Origin of the sequence: Inquilinus sp. 2KB_23 (assembly GCF_052115705.1) — a bacterium.
In the GTDB taxonomy this organism is placed as follows: domain Bacteria; phylum Pseudomonadota; class Alphaproteobacteria; order DSM-16000; family Inquilinaceae; genus Inquilinus; species Inquilinus ginsengisoli_A.
The window spans coordinates 161,765-188,366 of record NZ_JBFRHF010000008.1 but is presented as its reverse complement, the minus strand read 5'-3'; the positions used below and the strand labels follow the sequence as shown (position 1 = coordinate 188,366).

Sequence of the window (26,602 nt, the reverse complement as noted above, 5' to 3'; positions counted from 1 at the left end):
GAACACTTCGACAGATGAGAACAGGGAGCCATCGAAGACCATGAGCGCGCGCGATCTCGCGATCTTCCTGACCAACGACCTGGCGGCGATGACCCGCGGCCGCGCTTTCCCCGCGGCGGATCTGGACAACCGCCGCCGCTCCGGCGTCGGCTGGGTGCCGGCCAATCTCGCCCTGACGCCGTTCGGGGTGATCGCGGGCGATTCGCCCTTCGGCCCGACCGGCGACCTGCGGCTGATCCCGGATGCGGAGACCGAGCCGGTGACCCTGCAGGGCTTCGACGGCCGGCCCGATGCCACCGCCCTGCTGTGCGACGTGCGCGAGACCGACGGACGCGACTGGGGCGGGTGCGTCCGCACCCTGCTGAAGCATGCGGTGGCCGAGCTGAAGCGGGAGACCGGGCTGGACCTGGTCGCCGCCTTCGAGCACGAGTTCCGGCTGACGGGCGGCCCGGCGATCGCGCCCCAGGCCTTCTCGCTGCAGGATTTTCGCGCCGCCCAGCCATTCTGCGGCGCGCTGATGGAAGCGATGGCCACCGCCGGGCTGGGGCCGGAGATGATCCTGCCGGAATACGGTCCCGGCCAGTTCGAGGTGACCTGCGAGCCCGCGGGCGCCCTGGCCGCGGCCGACCGCGCCGTGCTGATCCGCGACGTCGCCCGCGACGTGGCGCGGCAGTTCGGACTGGCCGCCAGCTTCGCCCCGATCCTGGACCCCGCCGCGGTCGGCAACGGCGTGCACGTTCATCTGAGCCTGGTCGCCGCCGATGGCGCCAACGCCACCGCCGACCTGTCGCGCCCGGCCGAGATCAGCGAGGTCGCCGGCCGCTTCGTCGCCGGCGTGCTGCGCCACCTGCCGGCGCTGTGCGCCATCACCGCGCCCAGCGTGATCTCCTATCTCAGGCTGACGCCGCATCGCTGGAGCGCGGGCTTCACCGCCTTCGGCCACCGCAACCGCGAGGCGGCGCTGCGGGTGTGCCCGACCATCGACCTGCCGGGCCGCGACCGGGCGAAGCAGATCCATCTGGAGTTCCGCGCCGCCGACGCCTGCGCCAACCCGCATCTGGTGCTGGCGCTGCTGGTCCGCGCCGGACTGGAGGGCATCCGCCGGGCCCTGCCACAGCCCGAGGCGGTGGCCGGCGACCCGGCCGACCTGGCCCCGGCGGAGGCCGAGCGCCTGGGAGTGCGCCGCCTGCCCGACTCCCTGCCCGCGGCGCTGGCGGCGCTGCAGGCCGACCCGGTGGCGCTGGGCTGGCTGCCCGAGCCGATGCGCGGTGCCTATTTCGCCATGAAGCGGGCCGAACAGGCGATGGTCGACGGGCTGGCCCCGGCGGCGCAATGCGCCCGCTACGGCGCGGTCTACTGACATGCCCCTGGTAACCCGCGATGCCGCCGCCATCGCCGCGATCGAGAAGCTGCGCTTCGGCCCCTTCGCCGCGCGATCGGGCAACGGCCGCCACCTCGTGGCCGATGACGGGCGGCGGGTGATCGACTTCTCCGCCTCCTGGGGCGCCGCCAGCCTGGGCCATGGCCATCCGGCACTGGTCGAGGCGGTGGGCCGGGCGGTGGCGACGATGCCGGGCGCCAGCCTGCTGTCGCTGATCAACGAGCCGGCGGTGGCGCTGGCCGAAAAGCTGTTGTCGATCACGCCGGGCGGCGGCGACCGCCGGGTCTGGTTCGGCCATTCCGGGTCCGACGCCAACGAGACCGTGGTCCGGGCGGTCGAGGCCGCGACCGGAAAGCGGCGCGTGATCGCCTTCGTCGGCGCCTATCACGGCGGCACGGCCCTCTCCATGTCGGTGTCCGGCCACACCGCCCAGACCCATTCGCCGCCACGCGCCGGGCTGTTCCTGCTGCCCTACCCCGACCCCTACCGGCCGCATTTCCCCGGCGCGGTGGGCGAGGCTGCCCTGGCCCAGCTGGACTATCTGCTGGCCACCGTCTGCCCGCCGTCGGACACGGCGGCGGTGATCGTCGAGGCGATCCAGGCCGATGGCGGCCTGCTGGTGCCGCCGCCCGGCTTCCTGCCGGCCCTGGCGGAACGGTGCCGCCTTCACGGCATCCTGCTGGTCTGCGACGAGGTCAAAGTCGGGCTGGGCCGCACCGGCCTGCTGCACGCCTTCCAAGCCGAGAGCCTGACGCCCGACCTGGTCAGCTTCGGCAAGGGGCTGGGCGGTGGCCTGCCCCTGTCCGCCGTGGTCGGCCCGGCCGCGATTCTCGATCACCGCACCGCCTTCGCCATGCAGACGCTGTGCGGAAACCCGGTGTCCTGCTCCGCCGGCCTGGCCGTGCTGGACACCATCGCGGCCGAAGGGCTGGTGGAGAATGCCGCGGCGCGGGGCCTCGAGCTCGCCAACGGTCTGCGGCGCCTGGCCGACCGGCACGAGGCGATCGGCGACATCCGCGGTCGCGGCCTCGCCGTGGGTGTCGAACTGGTCGAGAACCGGGAAAGCCGGGCGCCGGCCGGCAGCCTGTGCCAGGCGGTGGTCTATCGGTCGTGGGAGCTGGGCCTGCTTCTGTTCTATGTCGGCGCCCGTTCGAACGTGCTGGAGATCACGCCGGCGCTGACGATCACCACGGCGGAGATCGAGGAAGGCCTGGCGGTGCTGGACCTTGCCCTGCAGGACGCTGCGTCGGGCCGGGTCGATGCGGCGGCAGTCGCTGCCTATGCCGGCTGGTAGACGAACGAGCGGCGCCGCTTCATCGAAGAGTTCATCGCCGGAGCGACAGGGCCGGCGTGAGACGCGACCCAAGTTTGATTGAGCCTTGATTCCAAAGATGTGATGTCAACGGATGATCGTTGCCTGCGAATTGTGTTGAAGAAGTAGGCTGCGGATGGTGCGCTGTCCTGGGCGTTGCGAAGCCTCTACCGGGCGAAGGTCGCTTCAGGCTCGCGAAAGCGGACGCCTCTAGCCGATAGCGCCAGGCCGTTCTCGAGTCTTTCGGATCGACACAGCGTTCCAGGACGTTTCGTCTCCGCGATGCCCAGGCGTCGATCCCGGATCAGAGAATGCTTGTGAAAGCTGTCCCAACCCGGACAAGATACCGAAGACGGAGGGAACGGAAACCGAGGCATATCGACGACATCGCCCCGAGCAGAGAACGGCGCGCGGAGCGACCTGACCACGCTGGCCCGGGTCATGCCCTTTCTGTGGCAGGGCGAAGGCTGGGGCGCCCGGCTGCGCATCATGGCCTGCATCGGGCTGACATTCCTGTCCTCCTTCGCCGTGGCAATTGTGCCCCTCCTGTTTTTGCTGGCGATCGATACCTATGCCGGGCACGGCAACTCCTGGGCGATCGGAGCGCTGGGCATCATCTCCGCCTATGCCGCCGTCTCCTGGACCGCACGCCTCCTGGGCACGTTGCAGATGCGGCTATACGTGCCAATCGAACATCGGCTGGAGAGGAAGCTGAGCCGCATCTTCTTCACCCATCTGCACGGGCTGTCGCTGCGGTTTCACCTCACCCGCCATACCGGCGCAATCAGCGACGACCTGGCACGCGGCCTGACCGGCACCCGCGGGTTGATCTACAGCGCCGCCTTCAGCATCCTGCCCCTGGCGTTCGAGATTGTCGTCACCTGCATCATCCTGCTGGCGCATCTGCCGCCCTTCTATGCCCTGGTCACCGCCGGCACCCTGGCCGCCTTCGTGTGGGCGATGAGAATAGGCGCCGAAAACCTGCGCACCACCCTGAAAGCAATGCAGCAGGAGCGCCGCGGCGCCCATGCGGTCGCCATCGACAGTCTGCTCAACTACGAGACGGTGAAGTATTTCGGCGCCGAAAAAGCGATCGGCCGCCGCCACGATGAGCGGCTGGAGGCGGCGGAGCTGCTGGCGGCGCGCAGCTTGGCGCTGCATAACCTGAACGCCGTCGTTCAGGGGATGGTGTTAAGCGTCGGTCTCGCCATCCTCGTCATCCTCGGCGGCCGGGAGGTCGAAGCTGGCACCATGACGGTCGGAGACCTGGTGCTGCTAAACACTTATTTTCTCCGCTTGGCCCGACCGCTGGAGCAGTTGAGCCGGCTGTACCGGACGATCCGAAACTCCCTCACTTCGGTCGAGCAAATGCTCGCCATGCTCGACGAAAGACCCGAGGTCACGGACGCGCCGGGTGCGGTGCCGCTGCCGCCCGGCCGCGGCGACTTGGTCTTCGAGCACGTCTCCTTCGCCTACGACCCGCGCCGGCCGATCCTGCGCGACGTGTCCTTCACCGTGCCGGCCGGTCGGACCGTGGCGGTGCGATCCCCGACCGATGCGCCGTCTACGAATCAACGTCCAGCGCAAACGGTGTTGACACGCCGTATTAGCGCAGCTGGGCAGGCTGGCAGGGTTCTTGTCCCACATGATGGGAGCTTTCTTCGACTTCACGAGACCGCGAGTCGAGTTGTCTCCCGGAGGCTTGCTCGCGAGCCCGGCGAAGCAACGGCTGTTCTCTGATCGGAAGGGATCCCGCCAACCGGATATCCCGGACGAATGGACACGCGATTCGGAACCTTGGCGCCGCCGTGCCGCGGTAGCCTGCGGATAGATGGCGCGACCGAAAGTGACGACCGGCCAACGACCTGCCGCAGTGACAGGACCAATAGACAGAGGTGAGACCATGAGGATTGCGAGGGGCGCAACCGCCCTGCTTCTACTCGGCTTGGCCTGCGGTGCCGTCGCCGTCGTGGCCGCCGAGGCCGAAGGGCCACAAGCTGGGGCGGTCGTTGATGCGGCGGGCAATCTTCATGTTCCCGCCGACTACCGTGCCTCCTATGAGTTTATGGGGACCTGGGCAGTGGCGGCCGACGAGGAGGGCCAGGGGGCGAAGGAACTCCACGGTGTGTATGCTTCCCCTGGCTCCACGGCAGCCTATCGTCGCGACGGGCATTTCCCGGATGGCGCGGTGCTGGTCAAAGAGGTCTACAGCGCCGCGAGCGGTGAGATGACGACCGGAACGGTTAGCCGCGCGAACAAGCTATTAGGCTGGTTCGTCATGATAAAGGACAGCAAAGGAAGTTTTCCGGGCAATAAGCTGTGGGGCGACGGCTGGGGCTGGTCCTGGTTCGATGTCGCCAGTCCGTTGAAGACGACCTCTACCGACTACACGGCGGATTGTCAGTCTTGTCACATTCCGGCCCAGCCGACGGACTGGATCTACGTCGATGGATATCCGCTGCTGAGAAAATGATACCGACGGCAGAATTCGTGCCGCAACAGTTGCCGCATCATCGCCTTGGAGCTCAGTCCATATCGGCCAGCCCGGCGGAGGCACCTTGTGTGAGCTCTGCTAAATCTCCTGGCGCATCTTCATTCGGAAAGGGCAAGGCTGGAGGGTTGCTATGCACTCCGCCAGGCCGGAGGACGCCATTTCCGGCCATAGCCGCGGCGGCCCCACACCGGACGCCCTCGAACCCGCAGAATCCAGCCCGTCTCGCTCAGCCCGGGTCTCAGATCGCACCCGAAGCCAGCCGATCGATCAACGCATGAGCTGCTGCAAGAGGAAGCCAAGCACACCCGCGACTGCGATGACGATACCGCACCGAAGTAGCGCCACCCAACGGTTCCGATCTTGCGGGATAGCCCATGAGGCAGTCCGCGCTCGGAACAGCCCCGTCGCGAGCGCCATTCTGCTGAGAGGAAGGGGCCCAGAGGGCAAGGAGACGATGATGAGCGAGAATCTGTGCCAGAAGCTTGTCTCAGACGAGTTCGGGCGCGCCGTGGAACGCGTCTACCGGGAATGGGACCGCGCCTGGTCCGAGGACGATCTCGACGCGATGATCGCGCTGTATGTCCCGGATGCCGTGCTGGAGAGCCCATTGGTCGCGTACCTGCTCGGCAACAAAACCGGAGGCGAGCCCAGATCAAGGCGCTGCTCGAGAGGGCAGCCCCGCGGAAGCCTGGCCGGCGGACCTTCCACCGCAAGGGCTATTTCACTGATGGCAGGCTGCTGGTGTGGGAGTATCCCCGGGCCACACCCCAGAGCGAGCAAATGGACTTCTTCGAGGTGATGGAAATCGAGGACGGCCTGATCCGCGAGCATCGCGTCTATTGGGGCTGGCGCGGTGTGGAAATCCTGAAGGCTGACGCCGACAACAAGGAAACCTGAACGCAGCCAGCCCCGCTGATCGGCGGCGGCGGTCGTGGTTGCGATCGAAGACGAACACTTCGACCGACCGCCGTGCCGCCGTTCAATGCACCGGAGTTTCCCCGCTCCATGCTGGCCTGCCCCGCCATCGCACTCGGCTTCCGAAAGCAGACGCAACCGCAGGCGCCGTAGAGTGCCCGTTTGCTGGCTGTTCGCCCCATGTGCGGTGATGATCCACGGGCGCAAATCGAACAGCACGCGGTCAGCGGTCAGGTGGGTTTCGAGCAGATCACTCAGCCCCTGACCGGGCCCGGTGAGAACAGAGCGGCGGGCACGCGACCGAGACCGGCTCAGGCTGCAGGGTCCCGGTCGCTTCAAGCAACCGCGCGGCTCGCCGGCTGGATGTCATAGACGCTGAGCGGTGCGCTCTTGCCCTTGAGGGCGATCGGGTCGAGCGCGTGGAATGCGAGCGGCGGGTCCAGGTCCGTCGCGGCCTCGACCACGGCGACGGTCGCGAGCGTCTGCCCCGGCTTGGCGGCGGAGCACAGGCGGGCGGCAATGTTGACGTGATCCCCCAACACGGTGAAGTCCATGCGATCCCGGGCGCCGATCGCGCCCATCACCACCTCGCCCATATCGATGCCGATGCCGATCGCAAGATCCCGGTCGGGGCTGGCAGCCGAGGCATCGGCCATGTGCGTCTGCATGGCCGCGGCGCAGTGCAGGGCGTCGGCGGCCATGGTCGGGCCCTGAAACACGGCCATGACCTGGTCTCCGACGAATTTGTCGATGTCGCCATTGTGGGCCGCCACCAGGTCGGCCTGCGCCGCGAGATAGAAGTTCAGCGTTTCGACCACCGTCTCCGGGTCGCGCCTTTCGGCGAAGGCCGTATAGCCGCGAATGTCGGCGAAGAGGATCGCGACCTCACAGCGGCTTCCGCCCAGGCGAACGCCGCGTTCGTCCGATTGCTGGATGGCATCCATCGTGCCGTGGGACACGAACTTCGCCAGCTCGAAGCGTTCGTTGATCTGCACGATCATGTTGTTCATGCGCTTCGCCAGCTCACCGATCTCGTCCCTGGAGCGCACATTCCGGACCTGGACCCGGTAGTTTCCCTTGGCCACCTCGTTCGCCGTCTCCCCGATCGAGAGGATCGGGCGGCTGATGCGATGGGCAAACACCGCCGCCCCCAGCACGGCGACGGCGAGCCCGCCGATCACCCAATAAACAAGGCTCTCGAACATGACGTCGGCCGCGTAATACGCATCGCCCTCCTTCTGCTCGACGATCACGGTCCAATCGAAGCTGCGGGCAAAGGCGAAGGTGCCGAGCATCGCGGTGCCGTCCGGTCGCGAATAGGTGTCGACGCTGATGGCGCGGGCCTGATCGCCCGCACGCGCGGCGAGGGCCTTGCTCACGATCTCGCGCCGGCTCAACTGTTTGACGCCGCCGGTCTCGTCCAGCTCCGGGTCGAACAGCTTCCGCCCCTGCGCGTCGATCGTGGTGATCGTGCCGACCTGGCGGAACGGCTGGCTGGCGATGAAGTCCCGGATGCGGCGGAGATCGATCCGCGCCGAGAGCACCGCGCGCGCGCCGCTGAACCTGCTGTCGAGCGGGAGGACCACGGTCGCGAGCCAGGAATCGGTCTTCGGCTCGTAATCGACGGCGGTGACCCGCGCCGCCGTCTCCGCATCCGGCACCTCGGCCAGGATCACCTCCGGCGGCACGCGCAGCACGTTCAAAGGCTGGATGCTCGCTTCCGTGAGCGTCGTGCTGAACCGGTTCTGCGAGATCACCAGCGGCAGACGACCGCCATCGAGGGTGATCTGCAAGGCGACGATATCCGGCAGCTGGGCAATGCCATGGGTGAGGATGGCGACCTTCTCGCCGACGCTCGCCTGCTGGCTGTCGACGGCGCTGCGGATCAGCAGGAGGGGGGCCAGCCAGGCGCGTTCATAGATGTCGTCGATCTGGCCGGCCACCTCGCGGACGGTCGTGACCAGCCGCTCATTGGCCGAGCTCTTCATCTCGTCGCGGGCGATCCGGATCAGCGACTGCCCGGCGAACAGCAGCGGCAGCGCCGCGATCAGCGCCGAGAACAGCAGCAGCTTGCGGCGAAGGCTCAGCGACCGAAGCCAGGACAGCGAGCTCACTCCTTGAATCCGGGCGCGGGCGTCTCGGTCCCCTGCAGCGGCGACCGCCGGCGGACCGTCGCGACGGTGTCGTCGGTCGCCACGCCGCAGGGAAGACCCGAGCTGTCGGTGACCGTGAGCGCCACCGGGATCTCGCCGGTCCGCCGGAACAGGTGGCGGACGCGCTCACCGGTCTCGACCGTGCCGTCGCCGAGCCGCCACACCTGCGTCAAGGCACCGCCATCGGGGTCGCTGGACCCCGTGCCGTCCAGCAGCACGGCATCCGCCGCGCCGCCGACGAAGGCCTCGAAGGGCGGGCCGGCATCGGCGACCGGCGGCGCATTGACCACCACCCGCGTCGACCGGCTGGCGGCAGCGCAGCTCGACTCCGTATCGTCGGTGACGGTCAGCACGACATCGTAGGTCCCGGGCCGCGCAAAGACATGGGTGGCCTTCGCGTCCTGGGCGCTCTCGCCATCGCCGAAATCCCACCGATAGCGGATGATCTGGCCGTCATCGTCGTAGGACGACGTGCCGTCGAAGACGACCTCGGTCATCGGGCAGACCAGGCGCTGCGGGCCCGGCACCGGCACCGGCGGCCGGTTCACGTGCAGGATTCGGGTCTGCGGCCGACGGCTGACGGCCAGGGCATGGCCATCATCGGGAATGACCGTCACGTCGTAGCGGCCCGGGTGCTCGAACCGCCTGACGAAGCTGTGGGGCCCGTTCGTCTCACCCGCGTCACGCCAGCCGCCGCCCGCCGGCTTCGCCGCGGCGTCGACGACGAGACGAACATCCTCACCGGTGCAGGCCGCCGCCGGCAGGTCGATCTCCGGCGTGGGCGGCGGGCGCACGATCAGCATCTGCTCGATCGTCGCGGAGGAGTTCTCCACACCGGCCTCGTCGGCGACCGTCAGGCGCAGCTTGCGGGCGCCGGCAGCGCCGAAGCGATGGTTGACCCGGACCCCGGTCGCCGTCTCGCCGTCCCCGAAGTCCCAGCTGTAGGCGGCGATCGCCCCGTCCGGATCATGCGATCGGCCGGCGTCGAGCAGCAACTCCTCACCCTGGGAAATGCTCTCGGGCGCCGTGATCACGGCGACGGGCGGCGCGTTGATGTCCACGACATGCGTGCCGGCCACCCGCTGGCAGGTGGGCGAGGATGAATCGCTGGTCACGGCCAGGGTGACCTTCTTCCGGCCGGGTTCGGTGAAGCGGTGCGTGACGACCGCACCTTCGGCGGTCTTGCCATCGCCGAAATCCCAGCTCCAGCCGGTAATCCTGCCGCCCGGCATGGCGGAGCCGGATCCGTCGAAGGTGACGTCGCCGAGCGCCGCCGCCGCCCGGGCGACGATCTTGACGACCGGCCCCTGCAGGATCCGGACCGACATCTCGTCGGTGGAGTGCGGATCGCATTTGCCGAAGCGCTGGCCTTCGATCTTCAGGAACACCCGGTAGTCGCCGGGCCGTTCGTAGAGATGGTTCGGCTTCTCGCCGATCGCCGACTTGCCGTCGCCGAAATCCCAGTCGTAGCGCTTGATCGTCCCGTTCGGATCGAAGGAGCGCGAGGCGTCGAAGTCGATCGGCGACATCGCGCAGGCTTCGATGTCCGGGCCGGCATCGGCATAGGGGCCCTGATCGACCTTGACCGACACCCGGTCGACACCGTCGCTGTTCGACAGGTTGGCGCTGTCCTTCACCGACAGGGTGACCGGGTAGACCCCCTCGCTGCGATAGGTCTTGGTCGGGTTGACGATGCCGGAGCTGGTCCCGTCGCCGAAGTCCCAGGTGTAGCGTAGCGCGCCGCCCTGCGGATCGACGGATTTCGATCCGTCGAAGGTGATCACGTCGCCGGTGCAGACCTCGCGGTTGCCGCCGGCATTCGCGATCGGCGGCTTGTGGATGACCAGGGATCTGGCGGCTTGGTCGACCGAGTTCCGCAAGCCCTTGCCGTCATCGATGACGAGAATGATCGGATAGGTGCCCCCGCCCGCATAGGTGTGCTGCACCGTCGCGCCGGTGGCGGAGGCCCCGTCGCCGAAATCCCAGCGATAGGTCAAGGCATCCCCGTCCGGATCGACCGAGGCGGTGCCGTCGAAGGACACGACCAGGCTTTCGGTCACCCCATCGTCGCCGGGGTCGGCAACCGGCGCGTGGTTGATCGCGATCTCGACCTCGCGGGACTCGAAGCCGTTCGACGCGCCGCTGTCGTCGGCCACGGTGAGGCGGGCGGTGTAGAGCCCGGGCTCGGTGAAGGTCCGCTCGACCTGCGCGGTGGACACGGGTTTGCCGCTGTCGCTGAAATCCCAGCGATAGCTGACGATCTTGCCGTCCGGATCGTAGGAGTTCGCGGCGCTCAGCCGGATCACGTCGCCCGGCGCGGCGATGCGGTCGGCGCCCGGGTCGGCGACCGGCGCGGCGTTGACGGTGATCCGGGCCTCCTTGTAGTCGACGGCGTCGGCATCGCCGCTGTCGTCGGCCACCGCCAGCCTGACGTCATAGATCCCCGGCCGGGCGAAGCTGTGCGACACGACCCGGCCCTTCGCCACGCTGCCATCGCGGAAATCCCAGCGGTAGTCGGTGATGTCGCCGTCCTGGTCGAGCGAGCGGCTGCCGTCGAACACCACCTTTTCGCCGGGGGCGACGATCCGGTCGGGCCCGGGGTCGGCGACCGGCCGGGCATTGACCACCACGGTCAGGCTGTCGGCCGCCGCGTTCAGCTTGGTTCCCGACCGGTCGGTCACCGTCAGGCGGACCTGATATCGGCCATGGGTCTCATAGACATGGGTCGGCCGGGGCCCGCTGCCGGTGCTGCCGTCGCCGAAATCCCAGGCGTAGTCCGCGATCGCATCGTCTGCATCGGTGGAGGCCGTGCCGTCGAAGGTCACGGCGCTGGCGGTGACCAGCTGATCGGCGCCGGCCAGCGCGACCGGCGGTGCGTTCACCCGCACGCTGAGCGTGCTTTCATTGGTCGCCGAATCGGTGCCGGAATCGTCCCGCACGGTCAGCTTGACCCGATAGAGGCCGGGCTGGCTGAAGGCGTAGGTCGTCTGCGCCCCGGTGCCCTTGCGCCCGTCCCCGAAATCCCAGTCCCAGGCGACAAGGCGGCCATCCGGGTCGCTGGAGGCCGAGCCGTCGAACACCAGCGGCTCGCCGATGGCGGCGGCCCGGTCGAGGCCGGCAACGGCCAGCGGCGGAGCGTTGACCAGGATCGTGGCCGTGGCCGATGCCGTCGAGTTGGGCAGGCCGGCATCGTCGGTGACGGCCAACGCGACGGTGTAGGTGCCGGGCTTGTCATAGGCATGGGGCGGCTCGGCGGCCGTGCTGCCCGTGCCGTCGCCGAAATCCCAGGCATAGGCGGTGATCCGGCCGTCGGGATCGAAGGACCGGCGGCCGTCGAAGGCGATGCTTTCGCCCACCGCGGCGCGGCGGCCGGGGCCGGCGACGGCGACCGGCGTCGTGTTGACGACGATCGAGGCCTCCGCGGTGTCGGCGCCGCAAGGCTCGCGGGAGCCGTCATCGACCGTCAGGCTGGCGAGATACCGGCCCGGCTTGTCGAAGCGCCGGGTGACCTTGGCGCCGGCGAGCGTGGCTCCGTCGTTGAAGTGCCAGGTCAGGCGCCGGATCGGCAGCCTGCCAGCCACCGACCCGCTGCCGTCGAACGCGACCTCGGCGCCCGTCGCTGCGGATGCGAGGGACGCGATGCGGGCTTCCGGCGGCACCTGCACGTCGACCGGCACATCGGTTGCGGCCCCGTCGCCGATCCTGGCGGAGGAGCCGAGCACCTCGAGACGGGCCTGGTACCGGCCCGGCGCCGCATAGTCGTGGCGGACCAGCGGACCGTCGGCGGTGGCGCCGTCGCCGAAGTCCCAGCGGTAGGCCAGCGGGCCCCCCTTCGGATCGACCGACCTGCCGGCATCGAACGAGACCGACCCGCAGGCCGCGAGATCGACCCGGTCGACCGCCGGCTTCGGGCGGACGAGGGCCGGCCACAGCTTCACCGGAAGCTCGAACCGCACCGCCGCGCCCGCGGCATCGGCGATCATGAAGGTGGCGTCGTTCGGCATCTCCACGCCGCGGCCGAAATCGAGAGCGGCCACCGCCCCCGGCGTGCCCGGGACGGGAGAGACCTCGGTCGTCGTCCACTCGTCCTGGCCGGACGCCTTGAGCGGAAACGACGAGAAAGGGGTCGTCAGCTGCAGGGTCCCGTGGGCCAGATCGAAACCGTGGACCACCAGCCGGTCGGTCCCTGCCGGCGGGCGGAACCGCAGCTGCGCGAAGGTCTTCTGATCGGGGACGCGGACGACCGGCCGGTACGCGAAGATCTCCAGCCCCTCGGGCGCCACCTGCCGGGTTTCACGGGCGCTGACCGCGACGTCGTAGACATTGCCGGCGGCCCCTTCGAGCCCCTGCACCAGCAGGCGGAAGATCCGCCGCCCGTCCACGGCTTCGCCCTGGCGCGGATCGACGACAGCCACATTCCGCCACTGGCCGATCGCCTCCGGCTCCGCTCCAAAGGTCTTCTCAGCGATCAGTGTGCCCGCAGCCGACTGTTCGGGTGACGGAACGGCGGGAACCAACGGGGGAACCCAGAACGCACCGGTGCCGCCGAACACCGCATAGCGGGTCCGGTTCGCCCCGGCCGGTCCCATCGTCTGGTCGAATTCCGGACCGATCCCGGGATCGAACACATTGATCCACAGCCGCTCGGTCGAGCTCTCCGGCACGCTGACATAGATCGTCTGCTCGCGGTAGAAATCGCCTTCCCGGGTGGGCGCATCCCGGCCGAAGGTGATCAGGGACGGTCTCTCATCGGCCTGCGCCGGCGACGCCCATGCCCCGGCCAACACAAACAGGGCGATGCCGAACGCTGTTGTCCTCGGGTGTCCCGCCGCCTTGCTCATCGTCCCCGCCCAAGCCTTCCCTCGCTACTCTCCGCTCAATCCACGCGATATGACTGCCGGTTGCCGGCGGCGTCCGTGAGCTCGACTTGCCTGACCGCCGCCGATTTCAGCCCTCCGCGCGGAACCGGAATCGAGCCCTGATAGGTCTGTGTGGCGCGGTTGAACCGGAGCACGCCGTCGGCCGCCTCCGCCCCGTACCCCACCGTCGCAAGCGCGGTCGCCGCGAGCCCCGAGGCATCGGAGGCGCGGACCTCGATCGCCGCGAAGGACCCGGCATCGCCGGTTTCGGGCGTGAGCTTGGCCGCGACCAGCCGGGGCGGCTCCTCGTCGAGCGTGACCGTGAACCGGGCAACGTCGGTGTTGCCGAGCCCGTCGGTGGCCACGAGCTCGATCGGGTTGTCGCCGGCGTGCAGGCTGACGATCTCGTCGAAGGCGCCGTCCTTCAGCATGATCTCGCCGCCGTTGAGAAGGAGCGTCGCGCCGGCCTTGGCAACCTGCCCTTTGACGAACACGGTTTCAGAGGCGGTGAGCCGGGGCAATTCCTCCGAAAGTGTGATGGTCGGCCGCTCGCGGTCGACCGTGATGTCGAGCTTCTGCGCGGTGCTGAAGCCCGACGGGGCGGTGACGACGATCGAGAGCGAGTCCTCGTCGGCGCTGAGCGCGATGTTGAGGGCGAAGCGGCCGGCCGGATCGCTGGCCGCCGATCCGCGCAGGGCGCCGTCGGCGCCGACGATATCGATCCGTGAGTCCGGTTTCGTGCGGCCGGCGAGGGACACGGTGTCGCCGCCGGCCAGTATCCGGCCCGCTGGATCGCGAGGTATCGAGGCGTCCAGCACGACCGCCTCCGACCGGTCCGGCATGTGGCTGAAGCTGCGCATTAACCGGGTGACATTGCCGGCCGGGTCGGCCGCGATGATTTCGAGGCGGTTTTCTCCCTCGCTGGCTGCCAGCGGCGCCGCAATTCGCCCGAGTGCGCTCACCTCGACCGGACGGCCGTTCACCGAGACGACGGTCCCCGGCTCCGTCTCGCCCCGGATCTCGATGGCGGCGTCGCGCTCGATCGCTCCCTCGCCCGGCGCGTCGATCCGCAGGAAGGGCGCAACCTTGTCGACCACCACGGTGAAGCGCCAGGGGGCGCTGCGCTCGCCGGGCAGGCCGAAGGCGTCGAGGGCGGAGACCCGCCAGTAATACTCGCCGGGCGGCAACCGTTCGGCGCTGAAGGAGGGTTTCTGCAGGCCGAACTCGGACACCAGCATGGTGTCGAACGACTGGTTGGAGGCGATCTCGAGCCAGTAGCCTCCGGCATCCTTGGGGCCCGCCCAGGCGAGATCGGCCGCGCTGTTATAGGCGACGCCATCATTCGCCGGCGCGGACAGCCGGGGCGCATCCAGCACGGCGCGCTTCTCGCCGGCTTTGCCCTTGTCGGAGAGGACGAGCCCCTCGTTCCGCCCGAGCACCACCGTCTCGCCGCGGGCCGCGACGGCGACGGGACGGTCGTCATAATTGGTGAATCTGGCGCCGGACGCGTTGCTGCTGACCCAGAAGTCGCCGGATTCGATGCGGGCCTTCGCCTCCGGGATGTCGACGGCGAAGCTCGTGCGCTCGCTGTCGCTGCCGAGCAGGGCGTAGAAGTCGCCTTCGACCAGGCTGACCTTCGCCTCCTCGTGCCGGGTCAGCGGGTCGTAGCGCATTTCCTGGATGATGGCGTTCGAATTGGCGCTGAGCCTGAGCCGGCTGGCATCGCGGAAGGTCAGCTGCGCCGTCGAGTCGGAGAGGGTGCGGACCTTTTCTTCCTCCACCAGCACGGCGCGGAGCTGAGCGTCGTTCCATGCCAGATCTTTCGGCTTCTGGGCCTCGACCTGTCCGTTGCGGTCGCTCAGCAGCGCCTCGGCGGCCTCGTCGCGCCGCTCTTCCGAGAGGGTGAGAGCCTTCGTGGCCTCCGAGTGGGATTCGAGGGCGAGGTCCTTGGCGTCGCCCCAGGCGCGCTCGACCCGACGGCCGAGCGCGCGGTCATAGAGATCAACGGCTTTGCCGATCTCGTCCGGCGCGAACAGCTGGGCGCCCGCGAGGTTCGCCACCCTGATCTGGTCGGCACAGCGCTCGAGGGCGCGCATGGCGGCGGCGACGAGATCCACCGGCACTCGAAGCGGCTGGCCAGGCGAGAGCTGGGCAACTGACGCCAGGTCGCTGGCCTTGAGGATTTCCGGCCAGAGATCGGGATCGCCCAGATATCGTTCAGAGATCTGCCGGATGGTCTGGTTCGGCTCGAGCCGGATTTCGACGGTTTCAGCCCGGGCGACCGGGATCGAAGCCGTCAGAACAAGCGCCGCCACGACCAGCCCATCAAGAGCTGTCCGTCCAACCGATCCGGCGAGAGCGGCATAGTCCACAGATACCCCCGTAATTGGCGAAGGGTCTCAGCGTCTCCCTCTGAAGGGCTTATCGGCGGCCCTGGAACAAGCAACCAGAGTGCGACAATTTATTTCGATCAATCTATCAAGAATTACCAATAATTATCCCACAAAGCTGTAGATCGTCAATCTAATAGGGATTTGTGTGGGGAGGCAGCACACGAGCCGCTCTGGCATGGAGTGCGGACGTGGCGACGGCAAGCCCGCAGGGCGACCACTCGTTATCCTGCCAGATTCCGGCCGGAGGCCGCCTTATCCCGGGCGCTCCAAAACCGGACACTGCCTGAAACCGCAAGATCCCGCCCATCGCGGCAGAACCAAGCCCGACGAAGATGTCCGAAACCGGCCATCCCGAGGGCCCCGAAGCGGACCTCATGGCAGGCGGCTCGATCTCGGGATCACTCCTGATTTCGCGCCAGGAGGGAATGGATCTGCGCGATGACGGCGGCGCCCTCACCGACGGCGGCGGCGACCCGCTTGGTCGAGCCGGCACGGACGTCGCCAACGGCGAAGATGCCGGGGCAACTCGTTTCCAGCGGCAGCCGCTCGCTGTCGCCGGCGCGTTCCCCCGTGAGGACGAAGCCCTTCCCGTCGATCGCGACGCAGCCGTTGAGCCAGCCTGTATTGGGATCGGCGCCGATGAACAGGAAGAGGTGGCGCGACGCGCACTGCTCGGTCTCGCCGGTTCGCGCGTCACGGAACGTGGCGCCGGTCAGGCCTGTCTCCCGATCGCCATGCAAGCCGACGATCTCGCTGCCGACATGCAGTTCGACATTGGGCAACGCCGCGATCCGGTCGATCAGATATTGGGACATGGTCTGCTCGAGCGGTCGCCGGACCACGAGATGCAGGTGCCGGACCTGCGGCGCGAGATAGGCGACGGCCTGGCCGGCCGAGTTGCCGCCGCCGACCAGGGTCACTTCCTCTCCGGCACAGAGGCGCGCCTCGATCGGCGACGCCCAGTAGGAGACGCCGGCCCCTTCCAGCTCTTCGACATTGGGCACATCCGGCCGACGGTAGCGCGCTCCCGACGCAATGACGATGGAACGCGCCCGCGCGGTACATCCATTGCTGAGCTCGAGGGAGAATGGAGCGTCCGCATCGGCTCCATGACAGCACAGCTTTCCGACCGTAAGCGGAATCGCGAGCTCGGCACCGAACTTCGTCGCCTGGTTGAAGGCACGGCCCGCGAGAGCCTGTCCGGAGATTCCGGTCGGGAATCCGAGATAGTTCTCGATCCGGGCGGATGCGCCCGCCTGGCCGCCGAAGGCCCGCGAATCGCAAACGAGGACGGACAACCCCTCGGACGCGCCATAGACGGCAGTGGCCAGCCCGGCCGGCCCCGCTCCGACGACCGCCACGTCATAGACGATCTTCGGGTCGAGATCCGGCATGATGCCGAGGCAGGACGCCGCGTCTGCATCGCTCGGATTTCTCAGCAATGTGCCGTTCGGGCAGATCATCAACGGCAGGTCTTCGAAGGCGATGCCGAGCCGTTCGACCAGCTCGCGCCCCTCGGTCTCGCAGGCGGCGATAATGGCGTGGGGATAGCCGTTGCGGGTCAGGAATCCGGACAGCCTGACGATGTCGGCGGCATCCCGGCGGCCAACCAGAACCGACCCCGCGCCGCCGATCCGCCCTTCCTCGATCAGCGATACGCGCCGGAGGATGAAGGCGCGCATGATCGCTTCACCGAGATCTGCCGACCCGATGACAAGGGCGCGAAGATGCGCGGCATCAAAGGGGATCGCCAGCACGCCCTTCTCGCCCGCAACCACCGACGCCAGGGTCGCGTGCCCCGACAACTGATTGGTCTCGCCGGTGAACTGGCCGGGCATGTAGGTGGCGATCACCGACGACCTGCCGGCTGCGCCGCGCTGCAGCGCGTCGGCCGAGCCTTCGAGGATCAGCCAGGCAGGGACGTTGCGGGTGCCGATCTCATAGAGGACATCGCCTGGGCCGAAGCGGCGCGGCTCACCGCTTGCGAAGCGCCGGGCCGTGCCAATCTGGAGAGCCGAAAGCGTCGGATATGTCTGCTCTCGCCGATCGTCGCTGATCGCCATGGTGTGGACTCCGTATCGGCCCGTGCTCAGGCTGGTGCGTGGCATCGTCCGGCATCGATGCATCAGTCTATGACACGCACCAGCTTAGCCAATCCTTTCCGCGAGGGTGCGGGTCATGCGGGCGCGAGCTGGGGTGCCTTCGGCAGGGTGAGCGCGAAGACGAGAAGGCCAAGAAGGGTCAGCCCGAAACCCGCCCATACGGCGGAAAGCAGGCCGTAGCCGGCGGCGATGGTCAGGCTGCCCGCCCAGGCGCCGATGGCGTTCGCGACGTTGAGCGCCGCGAGGTTCATGGCCCCCATCAGCGTCGGCGCCTCCGGAGCGAAGCGTGTCAGGCGGACCTGGATCGTGGGGATGGCGACCATCATGGTCGCGCCGACGCCGAATAGCGCCGGCATCAGGATCAAGACATTGCCGCCGCCGGCCGCCAGCAGTGCGAGCACGATCAGGGCACAGCCGAGGCCCACGATCAGCCCTCGCGTGGGGTGGGTATCGGCAAGCCGTCCGCCGATGAGGTTGCCAGCGGTCATGCCGACGCCGAACAGCGCCAGCGCGACCGGAATCCAGACCTGGTCCAGCGTTGCCACATCGGTGACGAAGGGGCCGATGAAGGTGTAGACGGCGAAGATGCTGGCCACGCCGAGCGCCGCGACGAGCATCATCGCCCAGACGGCCGGCCTGCGCAGGGAGGCCAGCTCCTGCACCACGGGGCCGCCGTGCAGCGCCTCCGTCCGCGGCACCCAGCTCCACAGGGCCAGGAAGCCCAGACCGGCCAGGGCGGCGACGGTGAAATAGGTGTTCCGCCAGCCGAGGGTCTGACCGAGGAAGGTCGCCAGCGGCGAGCCGATGATGGTCGCGATCGTCAGCCCGGTCATGACCAGCGCGAACGCCTTGCCCGAATGGCCGGGCCCGACGATGTACGACGCCACCACGGCGCCGGCGCCGAAATAGGCCCCTTGCGGCATGCCGCTGATGAAGCGCGCCAGGGCGAACATGCCGAGATCCGTGGCGACCGCCGACAGGACGTTGCCGAGGATGAACAGCCCCATGAGGCACAGTAGCAGCGTCCGCCGGTTCAGCCTCGCCGCCACCAGCGTCACCAGAGGAGCGCCGACCACCACGCCGAAGGCATAGGCCGCGATCGCATTCGTCGCCGTGGGGATGTCGATGCCGAGGCTCGCCGAGAACAGCTGCAGAATCCCCATGCTCGCGAACTCGGACGTGCCGATGCAGAAGCTGCCGAGCGCCAGCGCGAACAGCGTGAAGCCACGCTTGCGCCGCTGTGCTTCATTCGTGCAATGCACCGTCACCGCGGCGCATTGACCGCGATAGGCTTTGTCCAGCATCCCTGCCTCCATTGCTGATGGCTGCGCGGATCCGCTCAGCGTGTCGTCCGATGTCCTCTCATCCGGCTTGCCGTCCGCCTCGTCCCGTCGTGAGCCGCCTCGCCGACCTCGGCGCGCGGAGTGTTCGGTGCATATCGGGGGCGCCCTGAACCGACGACCGCCCCTATCGCTTGAAGACGACCATCTTCTCCGCCGTCATCTCGCGCGCCGTGTGGGGAATGCCGCCGACGCCGTAGCCGGATTCGCGCCGGCCGGCGAAGGGCATCCAGTCGGTGCGGAATGCGCTGTGGTCGTTCACCATCACCGCCGAGGCGTCGAGCCGTTCGGCGGCGTCGAAGGCGACATCGAGATCACGCGTGAAGATGCTGGCCTGGAACGCGACGGGCAGCGAGTTGGCGGCGCCGATCGCCTCGTCGATCCGGTCATAGCCATAGACTGATGTAACCGGCCCGAAGATCTCGTGCGTCGAGACTTTCGCGTCGCGCGGCGGATCGACGAGTACCGCGGGCTTCAGCATCGTCCTGCTGAAGCGCTCGCCGCCGATCCGGCGCGCGCCCCCCGCCACGGCCTCGGCGATCCAGCTTTCGACCCGCTCCGTTTCCTTCGGTGTGATCAGTGGGCCGACCTCGGTGTCGGCGCGGGTCGGATCGCCGACGCGCAACTGCCCGACCCGCGCGGCAAAGCGGTCGACAAACTCCTGCTTGATATCGGAATGCACAAAGATGCGCTGGACCGACACGCACACCTGGCCGGCGTGATAGTAGCCGCCCTTGGCGATCGGCTCGATGATTGCATCGAGATCGGTGCCCCGGTCGACGATGACAGGCGCGACGCCGCCATGCTCGAGCGCGCAGCGCGTCCCGGGCGCCAGGATCGAGCGCAGCCGCCAGCCGACAGCCGCCGATCCGATGAAGCTCAGGAACGCGACGCGGGCATCGGTGGCGAAGGCTTCGGACAGGTCGCGGCTTTCCGGAAGCAGCGTCTGCACCCAGCCCTCCGGCATCCCGGCATCGTGGACGAGCTTCACGAGCTCGACGCAGCACAGCGGCGTCGCCATGGCCGGCTTGACGATGACCGGGCAGCCCGTGGCGATGGCGGGCGCGACCTGGTGCACGATGAGATTGAGCGGATGGTTGAAGGCGGAGATCGCCGCCACCACGCCGATCGGCTCCTTGATCGTCCAGGCGCGGCGATTCTCGCTCGCCGGGGTCAGGCCCATGGGAATTTCGACGCCGCCCCGGCTGCGCAGCAGGTCCGCGGCATTGCGGATGCCGTCGATCGCCCGGTCGGTCTCGACCAGCGCATCCGAGTATGGCTTCCCGCCTTCGCGCGCGATCAGCGTGGCGAAGGACTCGCGCCGCGCTTCGACAAGGCCCGCGAGCCTGTGCAGCACGGCCATCCGCTCATGCGGCTGCAGCCACGCGGCGCGGTCCTGGAACAGGGCACGCGCCGTCGCCAGCTTGGTTTCAAGTGCCAGGGGGTCATCCGTCGGCAGCTCCGCGATGCGCTCGCGATCGAACGCTTGCACAACCTCGACCATGCTCGTCCTCTTTCTCCAAGCCGCAGGGTTGCCGGGCTTCGGTGCCTTCCGAGCTATCCGACCTCCACCGCCTCCGAGACCACGGCCATCCGATCGGCCAGCTCGGGGACATTGGCCAGGTAGCTTTGATAGTGCGGTGAGTTTCGATGGGCTTCGACGGCCGCAGCGTCCCGATACAGCTCATCAAGCACATAGCGATCGTCGTTCGACGAGTCGCGCCAGACGTCCCAACGAAGGTTGCCGGGTTCGGCCCTGCACTGCGGCGCCATGCCGACGAGCAGCGCTCTGAGCTCAGCGCTCCTGCCCGGGCGAGCGGTCAGGATGGCGGTGATCTTGGACGGCGATTGCGTCACGCGCAGCTCCCGGTGAAATGGGCAGGTGGGGCTTCTTCGAGCGGCCAGGCTTCGAGCGTGCGGGTTCAAACCGCACGCCGAATGCCTGAGCCCGCATCCCGCCGGTTCACCCTTTGAGGGCGGCAAGCAGCTCTTTCGCCAGCGGCCCCGCCGAAGCGGGGTTCTGGCCGGTGATGAGGCGGCCGTCGACGACGACGTGGGGTTGCCAGTTCGATGCCGACGAGTAGTCGGCGCCCTCCGCCCTCAATGCGTCCTCCAGCTCGTAGGGGACGTCATCGCGGGCATAGTCGTACTCTTCCTTCTTCGAGAACGAGGTGAGCCGCTTCCCGCGCACGAAGGGCGAGCCATCACCGAGGTCCACGCCGATCAGCGCGCACGGGCCGTGGCAAACGGCGGTCACGAGCTTGCCCGTGGTCCAGGCCCGCACGATGGCATGCTGGACGGCCGCATTGCGCTGGATGTCGACCATCGGCCCAAGCCCGCCAGGCACCAGGATGGCGTCGTAATCGGCGGTGTCCACTTCGGACAGCCTGCGGCTGTGATTCAGCCGGCGGAAGGCCTTGCTCTCGAGAAACTCCTTCTGGGCGGGATCTTTCTCGTCATACGCGTCGTAAGGCGTCCATCCACCGGCAGGCGAAGCGAACTCCACCGCGATCCCCGCCTTGTCGAGCACGTCGAAGGGATGAGCGACCTCGGCGAAGAAGAAGCCGGTCTTGCGACTGTGCGGGCCGATCACGGCCGCGTTGGTGACGATGAACAGGACGTGCTGGGTCATGATCTTCTTCCTTTGGTTCTTGCTCGCTCAGGCCATCAGAACCTGACCACGGCCCGGCCGACGACGCGGTTGTCCCGCAGGAGGTTCAGGTACTCGTTGATCTGCTCGAAGCCGATGGTCTCGATCGTGTGCTGGATCTTGCCTTCGGCCGCGAGCGCCATGACCTCGCTGAGATCGGCGTTGTTGCCCCAGAACGACCCGTGGAAGGTCTGTTCACCCGACACGCGCGGGAACAGCGGGACGTCGATGCGGTCACCGACGAAACCGACATCCGCGTAGTGGCCACTTATCGCCAGCAGGGCGAACCCCAGCTGCACCATCTCCGGCGCGCCGACGCAATCGATGATGGCGTCGAGCTTGTTCTGTCCGGTGGCCTTCTTCAGCTCCTTTCCGACATCGTCGGCGGACTTGCCCTTGACGCTGATGATATGGTCGGCGCCGTAGTTCTTCGCGATCGCAAGCTTGTCGAGATTGCGGGCGAATGCGACGACGGTCGCGCCGGCGCCGAGCAGCTTGGCATATTGGACCGCATAGGCGCCGAGGCCGCCGACGCCGAACACGCCGATCACCCGATCGGGCCCGAGCCCGCCGGCATTGCGGATCTTCTTGAGGCCTCGATAGGGCGTCAGCCCGGCATCGGTGAGTGGAGCGAGCTCCTCGAATTTCAGGTGCTTCGCCACCTTGATCACGTAGCGCGCCGGAACCGGGATGTATTCCGCGAACCCGCCATAGGTGCCGAAGCCGGGCCAGCGCACATTGGGGCAGATGTGCGTGTTGCCGACCTGGCAATGGCGGCAGACTCCGTCGCCCCATCCGGGCGAGACCACCACATGGTCGCCCTCCTCGAAACTCGCGGCCTTGGGAACGACGCTGCCGATCTTCTCGATCGTGCCGGTGATCTCATGGCCTGGGATCACCGGCGGCGGGATATCGCCATAGCCCTGGAAAAACCCGTCGACCAGCAGAACATCGGATCGGCACATCCCGCAGGCCTTGACCTTGACCAGCACTTCGTCTGCCTGGATCTCCGGAACCGGGATGTCCTCCAGGACGAGCGGTTTGTTGTATTCAAGAATGCGGGCCGCTTTCATGGGCTTCCCCTTCTCTCAGAAGTTCAGGTGTCACTGACTGCGGCCGCGGCGGCCTCCGCCACGGCGATGTCCTGTTCGACCGATCCGGCGCTGGTTCCAACCGCCCCGACGATGGCGCCGTCGATCCGGACCGGCAGGCCCCCACCAAAGGTTACGACCCGGCCGTGATTGCTCTGCCCGATCCCGAAGAGTGGCGCGCCGGGCTGAGCAAGCTCGGCCAGATAGGCGGTCGTCTTGTCGAACAGACGGGCCGTCACCGCCTTGCCGATGGCGAGGTCGATGCTGCCGATCAGGGCGCCGTCCTGCCGTGTGAAGGCGATAAGCGCCCCGCCAGCATCGACGACCGCGATGTTGTAGGCGATGCCGAGGGCGACGGCCTTGGACTCGCCCGCCTCGAGCATCCGCTTTGCATCCGAGAGAGTCAGGGTGTTGCAGGAGCGGGGCATCGTATTCGCAGCCTTGTCCTGGTCGGGTTGCCATTGGTTCGGATCAAATCCGCCGGCGCGGGGCGGCGCATGGGCCGTTTCCCCTGCGGCGTTCGAGGCGATCTTCAGTTGACCGGCACATGCTGTCCCAGCTGTGCTGGAGCCGGGACGGCCGCGTGTTGGCTAGGAAAATCGACTACCACCGCGACCGCGTCTCCGGTGGTAAAAAGCGGTAAAAAGAATCTGATAATGCACATGTCGAACCGCCGTGCTGCACCTCGTGCCGGCAATCGTGGGACAGGGAAAAGCGGTCTGGCGACACAGGCGGGTGACGACGCCCGCCCTTAGGGGGCGGCAGAGATCATGGAGCGGTCAGACAGCATTGACGGCAGGATATTCTGCTTCGGCGAATGCCGCTTCATTCCCGATCATCAACTGCTGCTGCACCGCGAGACGCCGGTCCGGGTGGGATCCCGCGCGCTCGATCTACTGCATGCACTGGTGCGGAGACCCGGCGATGTCGTCAGGAAAGACGAGCTCATTCGCTTCGCATGGCCGAACATCTTCGTCCATGAGGCCAATCTGAAGGTCAACATCGCCGCGCTGCGGCGCGCCCTTTCGCAAGGGCAGACCGGTTTGAACTACATTGCAACCGTGCCTGGCCGCGGGTACCGGTTCGTCGCGCCGGTCCGCGTCCTGGACCCGTCTGCCGGGTCGGTTCTCCCCAATCCTGCCGGAAGCAGTTTAGGGGAGCTGCCGGTCGCACCGATGCTGATCGGGCGGGATGAGGTCAAGGCGGAGATCGTCGGCGCGCTCGCGGAGACGAGGCTCCTCACAATCGCTGGGCCAGCGGGCGTCGGCAAGACGAGCATTGCGATTGCAACGGCACGGCAAATCGACGAACGGCTGAAAGACGGCGTGTGCTTTATCGACCTCGCGACGATCGAGGATCCGCAACTCGTCGCCCCGGCGGTTGCCATCGCGGCAGGGCTGGACAGCAATCTCGTCAATGTCCTCGCCGGACTCGTCGAAGCGTTGCGTAATCGGGACATGCTGCTGGTGCTCGACAATTGCGAACATGTGCTGAGCGCTGCGGCGGCCGTCGCAGACCATTTGAATCATGCGCTTCCCAAGCTTCTTGTCGTCGCGACCAGTCGAGAGCCGCTGCGGTGCAGGTGGGAGTCGGTCTATCGCCTCGCACCGCTCGCCTGCCCTGCCGAGGAGAATGAAGCGGACACCGCAGCGGCGATGAGCTTCCCGGCAGTCGAGCTTCTGGTCCGGCGCGCGGGGATCCATGGCTATCGGTTGAACAAGGCTGACCTGCCCGTGCTGGCCGCCATCAGCCGGCGCCTGGACGGCATAGCGCTCGCGATCGAACTGGCGGCGCCGAGGTTGTCCATTGATGGCCCCGCGGCGCTGCTTGGCTTGCTGGAGCACAGCTTCGAGCCGCTGGCGTCGCAGGGGGGCGCTCCAACGGCCCGCCATATGACGCTGATGGCGACGCTGGATTGGAGTTACAGGCTGCTTCCGGCGCGGGAAGCCCGTCTGTTGCGCCATCTGTCGGTATTCGGCGGAAAGTTCATGCTGGAAGATGTGGTCGGCGTTTGCGGTGATCCTGCTGCGCCGGAGGACATCGCGACCTGGCTGGAAAGCGTTGCTGCAAAGTCGCTGCTGTCCGTCAGCTATCATAATGGGCGCCGGCGCTACCGCCTCCTCGACAGCACGCGCAACTTTGCCAGTGAACGCCTTCGCGCAGGCGGCGAACAGCAGACGGCAATGGCCAGTTATGCGCGCTACCTCCTCACCCTATTTGAGGCGGCCGAAGCCGACTGGGGTTGGAGAACCCGGGAGGACTGGACTGCTCGCTATGGACACTGGGCGAATGACTTACGCCGCGCCATCGACTGGGCATTCACACTTGGAGGAGACGCGGAACTCGGGGTGCGGCTGACTGCGGCCGCCGTCACCTTCTGGAATGAATTTTCGTCGGTCGTCGAATGCCGGATGCGCGTCAAAGCGGCTTTGGATGCCATCGAGCGACTGCCCTTCTGCGATTCGATACTCAAACTGAAGCTGGTCGCTGCGCACGCCATCAACGGCTGTTTTTCCAGCAGCCTCGGCGCGGAGGTTGAAGCGGCTCTACAGGAAGGTCAGCGCATGGCCGATCAACTCGGCAACGTCGAATATCGCCTTCGCGCCACCCTGGGTCTCATCGGCGTCCAGGCCTTTTCCGGCCGTCATCGCGATGTGCTATCGACGGTCGCCCAGCTTCGCGGGATCATCGAGACTACCGGCGAGCGATCCGCCGCTCCGGATGCGGATCGTCACGAGTTCACGACGCGCTTTTATTGCGGCGAGATTGAACGTGGGCACGCGGGCCTGACGACCCTTGCCCGCGAGCACGCGACGATCGCCAACCGGTCTCGCACCTCACGCTTCCAGCTCGATCGGTTCATCGCCATCCGCAACTACCTGGCAGTGACGACCTGGGTGATAGGAGATCATCGTGGTGCCTTGGCGGTAGCAAGGGACGCGGTCGAAGCGGGGGCAGCGCTCGACCACGCCGTGTCCTACACGCATTCTCTGGCGATGGCGGCGGTTCCGGTTTCGCTGTGGTGCGGCTTGCTCGATCTGGCACAGGAGCAAGTGACAAGGCTCGTCGAGAAGCTCGCCCTGCGCCAGATCGACACCTGGCCGCCATCCGCACGCTTCTATCAGGCCGCGATCGACTCCGCGCGGGGCGATGCTAACGGAGTTGAGAGAATGCGCAGGGCGATCGATGAGCTCGCCGCATGCAACCTCCGCACTCATTTTCCGATCCGTCTCGCGATGCTTGCGGAGATGGCTTTGGCTCATGACCGTCTCGACCTCGCCAGCACCAGCATAGCTAAGGCTCTGGAATACGCCGACCAGCGGGACGAACGCTGGTGCAGTGCCGAACTGGTGCGCGTTCTTGGCCTGGTTCGGCGGCACGTGGGCGATGCGCAAGGCGCCGAGCGGGCGTTTGAGGTGGCGGTGCGTATCGCGCAGCAAAGCGGCGCCCTCAGCTTTGAGTTGCGCGCCGCGACCAACCTAGCCGAACTTAGCCTGCAGACCGACCGTCGGAATGGCACGATGGAGCCGCTACGGGCCATCTGCGAGCGGTTCGACACCAGCTTCGAAAGCGCTGATTCGCTGGCAGCGCATAGAGCGTTGGGAGCTCTTTGAGCTGCGCGACGGCCGCGATGTCATGCCGAGGCGAAAGCACCCGCCCGGCCGACTCCCGCCAATTGCGGTCATCGCGCCGGCGGCGCGAAACCGGACGTCGACCGAACCGGCCAGATCCGGCCCTTCCCCGGGCCAGCCCAGACCAGCGAGGTCGCCCGAGACCGGCCATATGAACGTGGTGAGTCATTTCTCCGGTTCGGCTATAATTGGCCGGGTTGCCCCCCTAACGACATGTTTATTCCGCGGGCCCCGGACTATGTCAGTGGCAGGATTCTAGCGGAAGCCGATTCAGTCAGGC

15 protein-coding genes are annotated in these 26,602 nt (G+C 67.5%); 5 read left to right on the top strand and 10 right to left on the bottom strand.

The genetic code is table 11. The annotated features are described in order from the left end of the window. The first annotated feature begins 40 nt into the window (after positions 1–40). The 4 genes from AB4112_RS12640 (at position 41) to AB4112_RS12625 (ending at position 5,166) form a co-directional block, all read left to right on the top strand. On the top strand, positions 41–1,360 hold the full coding sequence (locus AB4112_RS12640; protein ID WP_309793850.1) for a glutamine synthetase family protein: 1,320 nt from the start codon (positions 41–43) through the stop codon (positions 1,358–1,360). Position 1,361: 1 nt separating this feature from the next. After that, a complete protein-coding gene (locus AB4112_RS12635; RefSeq protein ID WP_441720055.1) occupies positions 1,362–2,675 on the top strand; it encodes an aspartate aminotransferase family protein in 1,314 nt (437 codons plus the stop codon). 459 nt (positions 2,676–3,134) lie between these two features. Continuing rightward, positions 3,135–4,433, top strand: coding sequence for an ABC transporter transmembrane domain-containing protein (locus tag AB4112_RS12630; RefSeq protein ID WP_441720052.1), 1,299 nt, complete (start codon positions 3,135–3,137; stop codon positions 4,431–4,433). A gap of 163 nt (positions 4,434–4,596) precedes the next feature. Next, positions 4,597–5,166, top strand: coding sequence for a cytochrome P460 family protein (locus tag AB4112_RS12625; RefSeq protein ID WP_309793848.1), 570 nt, complete (start codon positions 4,597–4,599; stop codon positions 5,164–5,166). Between the two features lie 1,271 nt (positions 5,167–6,437). Here AB4112_RS12625 and AB4112_RS12620 read toward each other — a convergent pair. The 10 genes from AB4112_RS12620 to AB4112_RS12575 all read right to left on the bottom strand — a co-directional run bounded on the left by AB4112_RS12620 (position 6,438) and on the right by AB4112_RS12575 (position 23,118). After that, a complete protein-coding gene (locus tag AB4112_RS12620) occupies positions 6,438–8,216 on the bottom strand; it encodes an adenylate/guanylate cyclase domain-containing protein (RefSeq protein WP_309793847.1) in 1,779 nt (592 codons plus the stop codon). Next, the gene (locus tag AB4112_RS12615) at positions 8,213–13,096 is read right to left on the bottom strand and encodes a PKD domain-containing protein (RefSeq protein ID WP_309793846.1); all 4,884 of its coding nucleotides are present in this window, start codon (positions 13,094–13,096) and stop codon (positions 8,213–8,215) included. Before AB4112_RS12615 ends, AB4112_RS12620 begins: the two co-directional genes overlap by 4 nt. A gap of 35 nt (positions 13,097–13,131) precedes the next feature. Continuing rightward, the gene (locus AB4112_RS12610) at positions 13,132–15,429 is read right to left on the bottom strand and encodes a FecR domain-containing protein (protein WP_441720047.1); all 2,298 of its coding nucleotides are present in this window, start codon (positions 15,427–15,429) and stop codon (positions 13,132–13,134) included. Positions 15,430–15,905: 476 nt separating this feature from the next. After that, on the bottom strand, positions 15,906–17,570 hold the full coding sequence (locus tag AB4112_RS12605; RefSeq protein WP_309793844.1) for an FAD-dependent oxidoreductase: 1,665 nt from the start codon (positions 17,568–17,570) through the stop codon (positions 15,906–15,908). A gap of 113 nt (positions 17,571–17,683) precedes the next feature. Then, positions 17,684–18,913: an MFS transporter gene (locus tag AB4112_RS12600; protein ID WP_441720044.1), complete on the bottom strand. Its 1,230-nt coding sequence runs from the start codon at positions 18,911–18,913 to the stop codon at positions 17,684–17,686. Between the two features lie 163 nt (positions 18,914–19,076). Next, the gene (locus tag AB4112_RS12595; protein WP_441720158.1) at positions 19,077–20,510 is read right to left on the bottom strand and encodes an aldehyde dehydrogenase family protein; all 1,434 of its coding nucleotides are present in this window, start codon (positions 20,508–20,510) and stop codon (positions 19,077–19,079) included. After that, positions 20,507–20,806: a putative quinol monooxygenase gene (locus tag AB4112_RS12590; protein ID WP_441720041.1), complete on the bottom strand. Its 300-nt coding sequence runs from the start codon at positions 20,804–20,806 to the stop codon at positions 20,507–20,509. The genes AB4112_RS12595 and AB4112_RS12590 overlap by 4 nt, the downstream gene beginning before the upstream one ends. Positions 20,807–20,912: 106 nt before the next feature. Beyond that, complete coding sequence (locus AB4112_RS12585; RefSeq protein WP_441720038.1) at positions 20,913–21,581, bottom strand: type 1 glutamine amidotransferase domain-containing protein; 669 nt, start codon at positions 21,579–21,581, stop codon at positions 20,913–20,915. A gap of 35 nt (positions 21,582–21,616) precedes the next feature. Then, on the bottom strand, positions 21,617–22,672 hold the full coding sequence (locus AB4112_RS12580) for an NAD(P)-dependent alcohol dehydrogenase (RefSeq protein WP_441720035.1): 1,056 nt from the start codon (positions 22,670–22,672) through the stop codon (positions 21,617–21,619). Positions 22,673–22,695: 23 nt separating this feature from the next. Further along, entirely contained in the window at positions 22,696–23,118 is a 423-nt protein-coding gene (locus tag AB4112_RS12575) for a GlcG/HbpS family heme-binding protein (protein WP_309793838.1), read from the bottom strand. A gap of 342 nt (positions 23,119–23,460) precedes the next feature. On the opposite strand from AB4112_RS12575, the gene AB4112_RS12570 reads away from it, so the two are divergent. Continuing rightward, the gene (locus tag AB4112_RS12570) at positions 23,461–26,304 is read left to right on the top strand and encodes an ATP-binding protein (RefSeq protein ID WP_441720032.1); all 2,844 of its coding nucleotides are present in this window, start codon (positions 23,461–23,463) and stop codon (positions 26,302–26,304) included. The last annotated feature ends 298 nt before the right edge of the window (positions 26,305–26,602 follow it).

What these genes read in the sequence shown, in the direction of transcription:
- AB4112_RS12640 (WP_309793850.1), top strand. Translation starts at nt 41, where the DNA reads ATGAGCGCGCGCGATCTCGCGATCTTCCTGACCAACGACCTGGCGGCG.
- AB4112_RS12635 (WP_441720055.1), top strand. Translation starts at nt 1,362, where the DNA reads ATGCCCCTGGTAACCCGCGATGCCGCCGCCATCGCCGCGATCGAGAAG.
- AB4112_RS12630 (WP_441720052.1), top strand. Translation starts at nt 3,135, where the DNA reads ATGCCCTTTCTGTGGCAGGGCGAAGGCTGGGGCGCCCGGCTGCGCATC.
- AB4112_RS12625 (WP_309793848.1), top strand. Translation starts at nt 4,597, where the DNA reads ATGAGGATTGCGAGGGGCGCAACCGCCCTGCTTCTACTCGGCTTGGCC.
- AB4112_RS12615 (WP_309793846.1), bottom strand. Translation starts at nt 13,096, where the DNA reads ATGAGCAAGGCGGCGGGACACCCGAGGACAACAGCGTTCGGCATCGCC.
- AB4112_RS12605 (WP_309793844.1), bottom strand. Translation starts at nt 17,570, where the DNA reads ATGGCGATCAGCGACGATCGGCGAGAGCAGACATATCCGACGCTTTCG.
- AB4112_RS12600 (WP_441720044.1), bottom strand. Translation starts at nt 18,913, where the DNA reads ATGCTGGACAAAGCCTATCGCGGTCAATGCGCCGCGGTGACGGTGCAT.
- AB4112_RS12585 (WP_441720038.1), bottom strand. Translation starts at nt 21,581, where the DNA reads ATGACCCAGCACGTCCTGTTCATCGTCACCAACGCGGCCGTGATCGGC.
- AB4112_RS12580 (WP_441720035.1), bottom strand. Translation starts at nt 22,672, where the DNA reads ATGAAAGCGGCCCGCATTCTTGAATACAACAAACCGCTCGTCCTGGAG.
- AB4112_RS12575 (WP_309793838.1), bottom strand. Translation starts at nt 23,118, where the DNA reads ATGCCCCGCTCCTGCAACACCCTGACTCTCTCGGATGCAAAGCGGATG.
- AB4112_RS12570 (WP_441720032.1), top strand. Translation starts at nt 23,461, where the DNA reads ATGGAGCGGTCAGACAGCATTGACGGCAGGATATTCTGCTTCGGCGAA.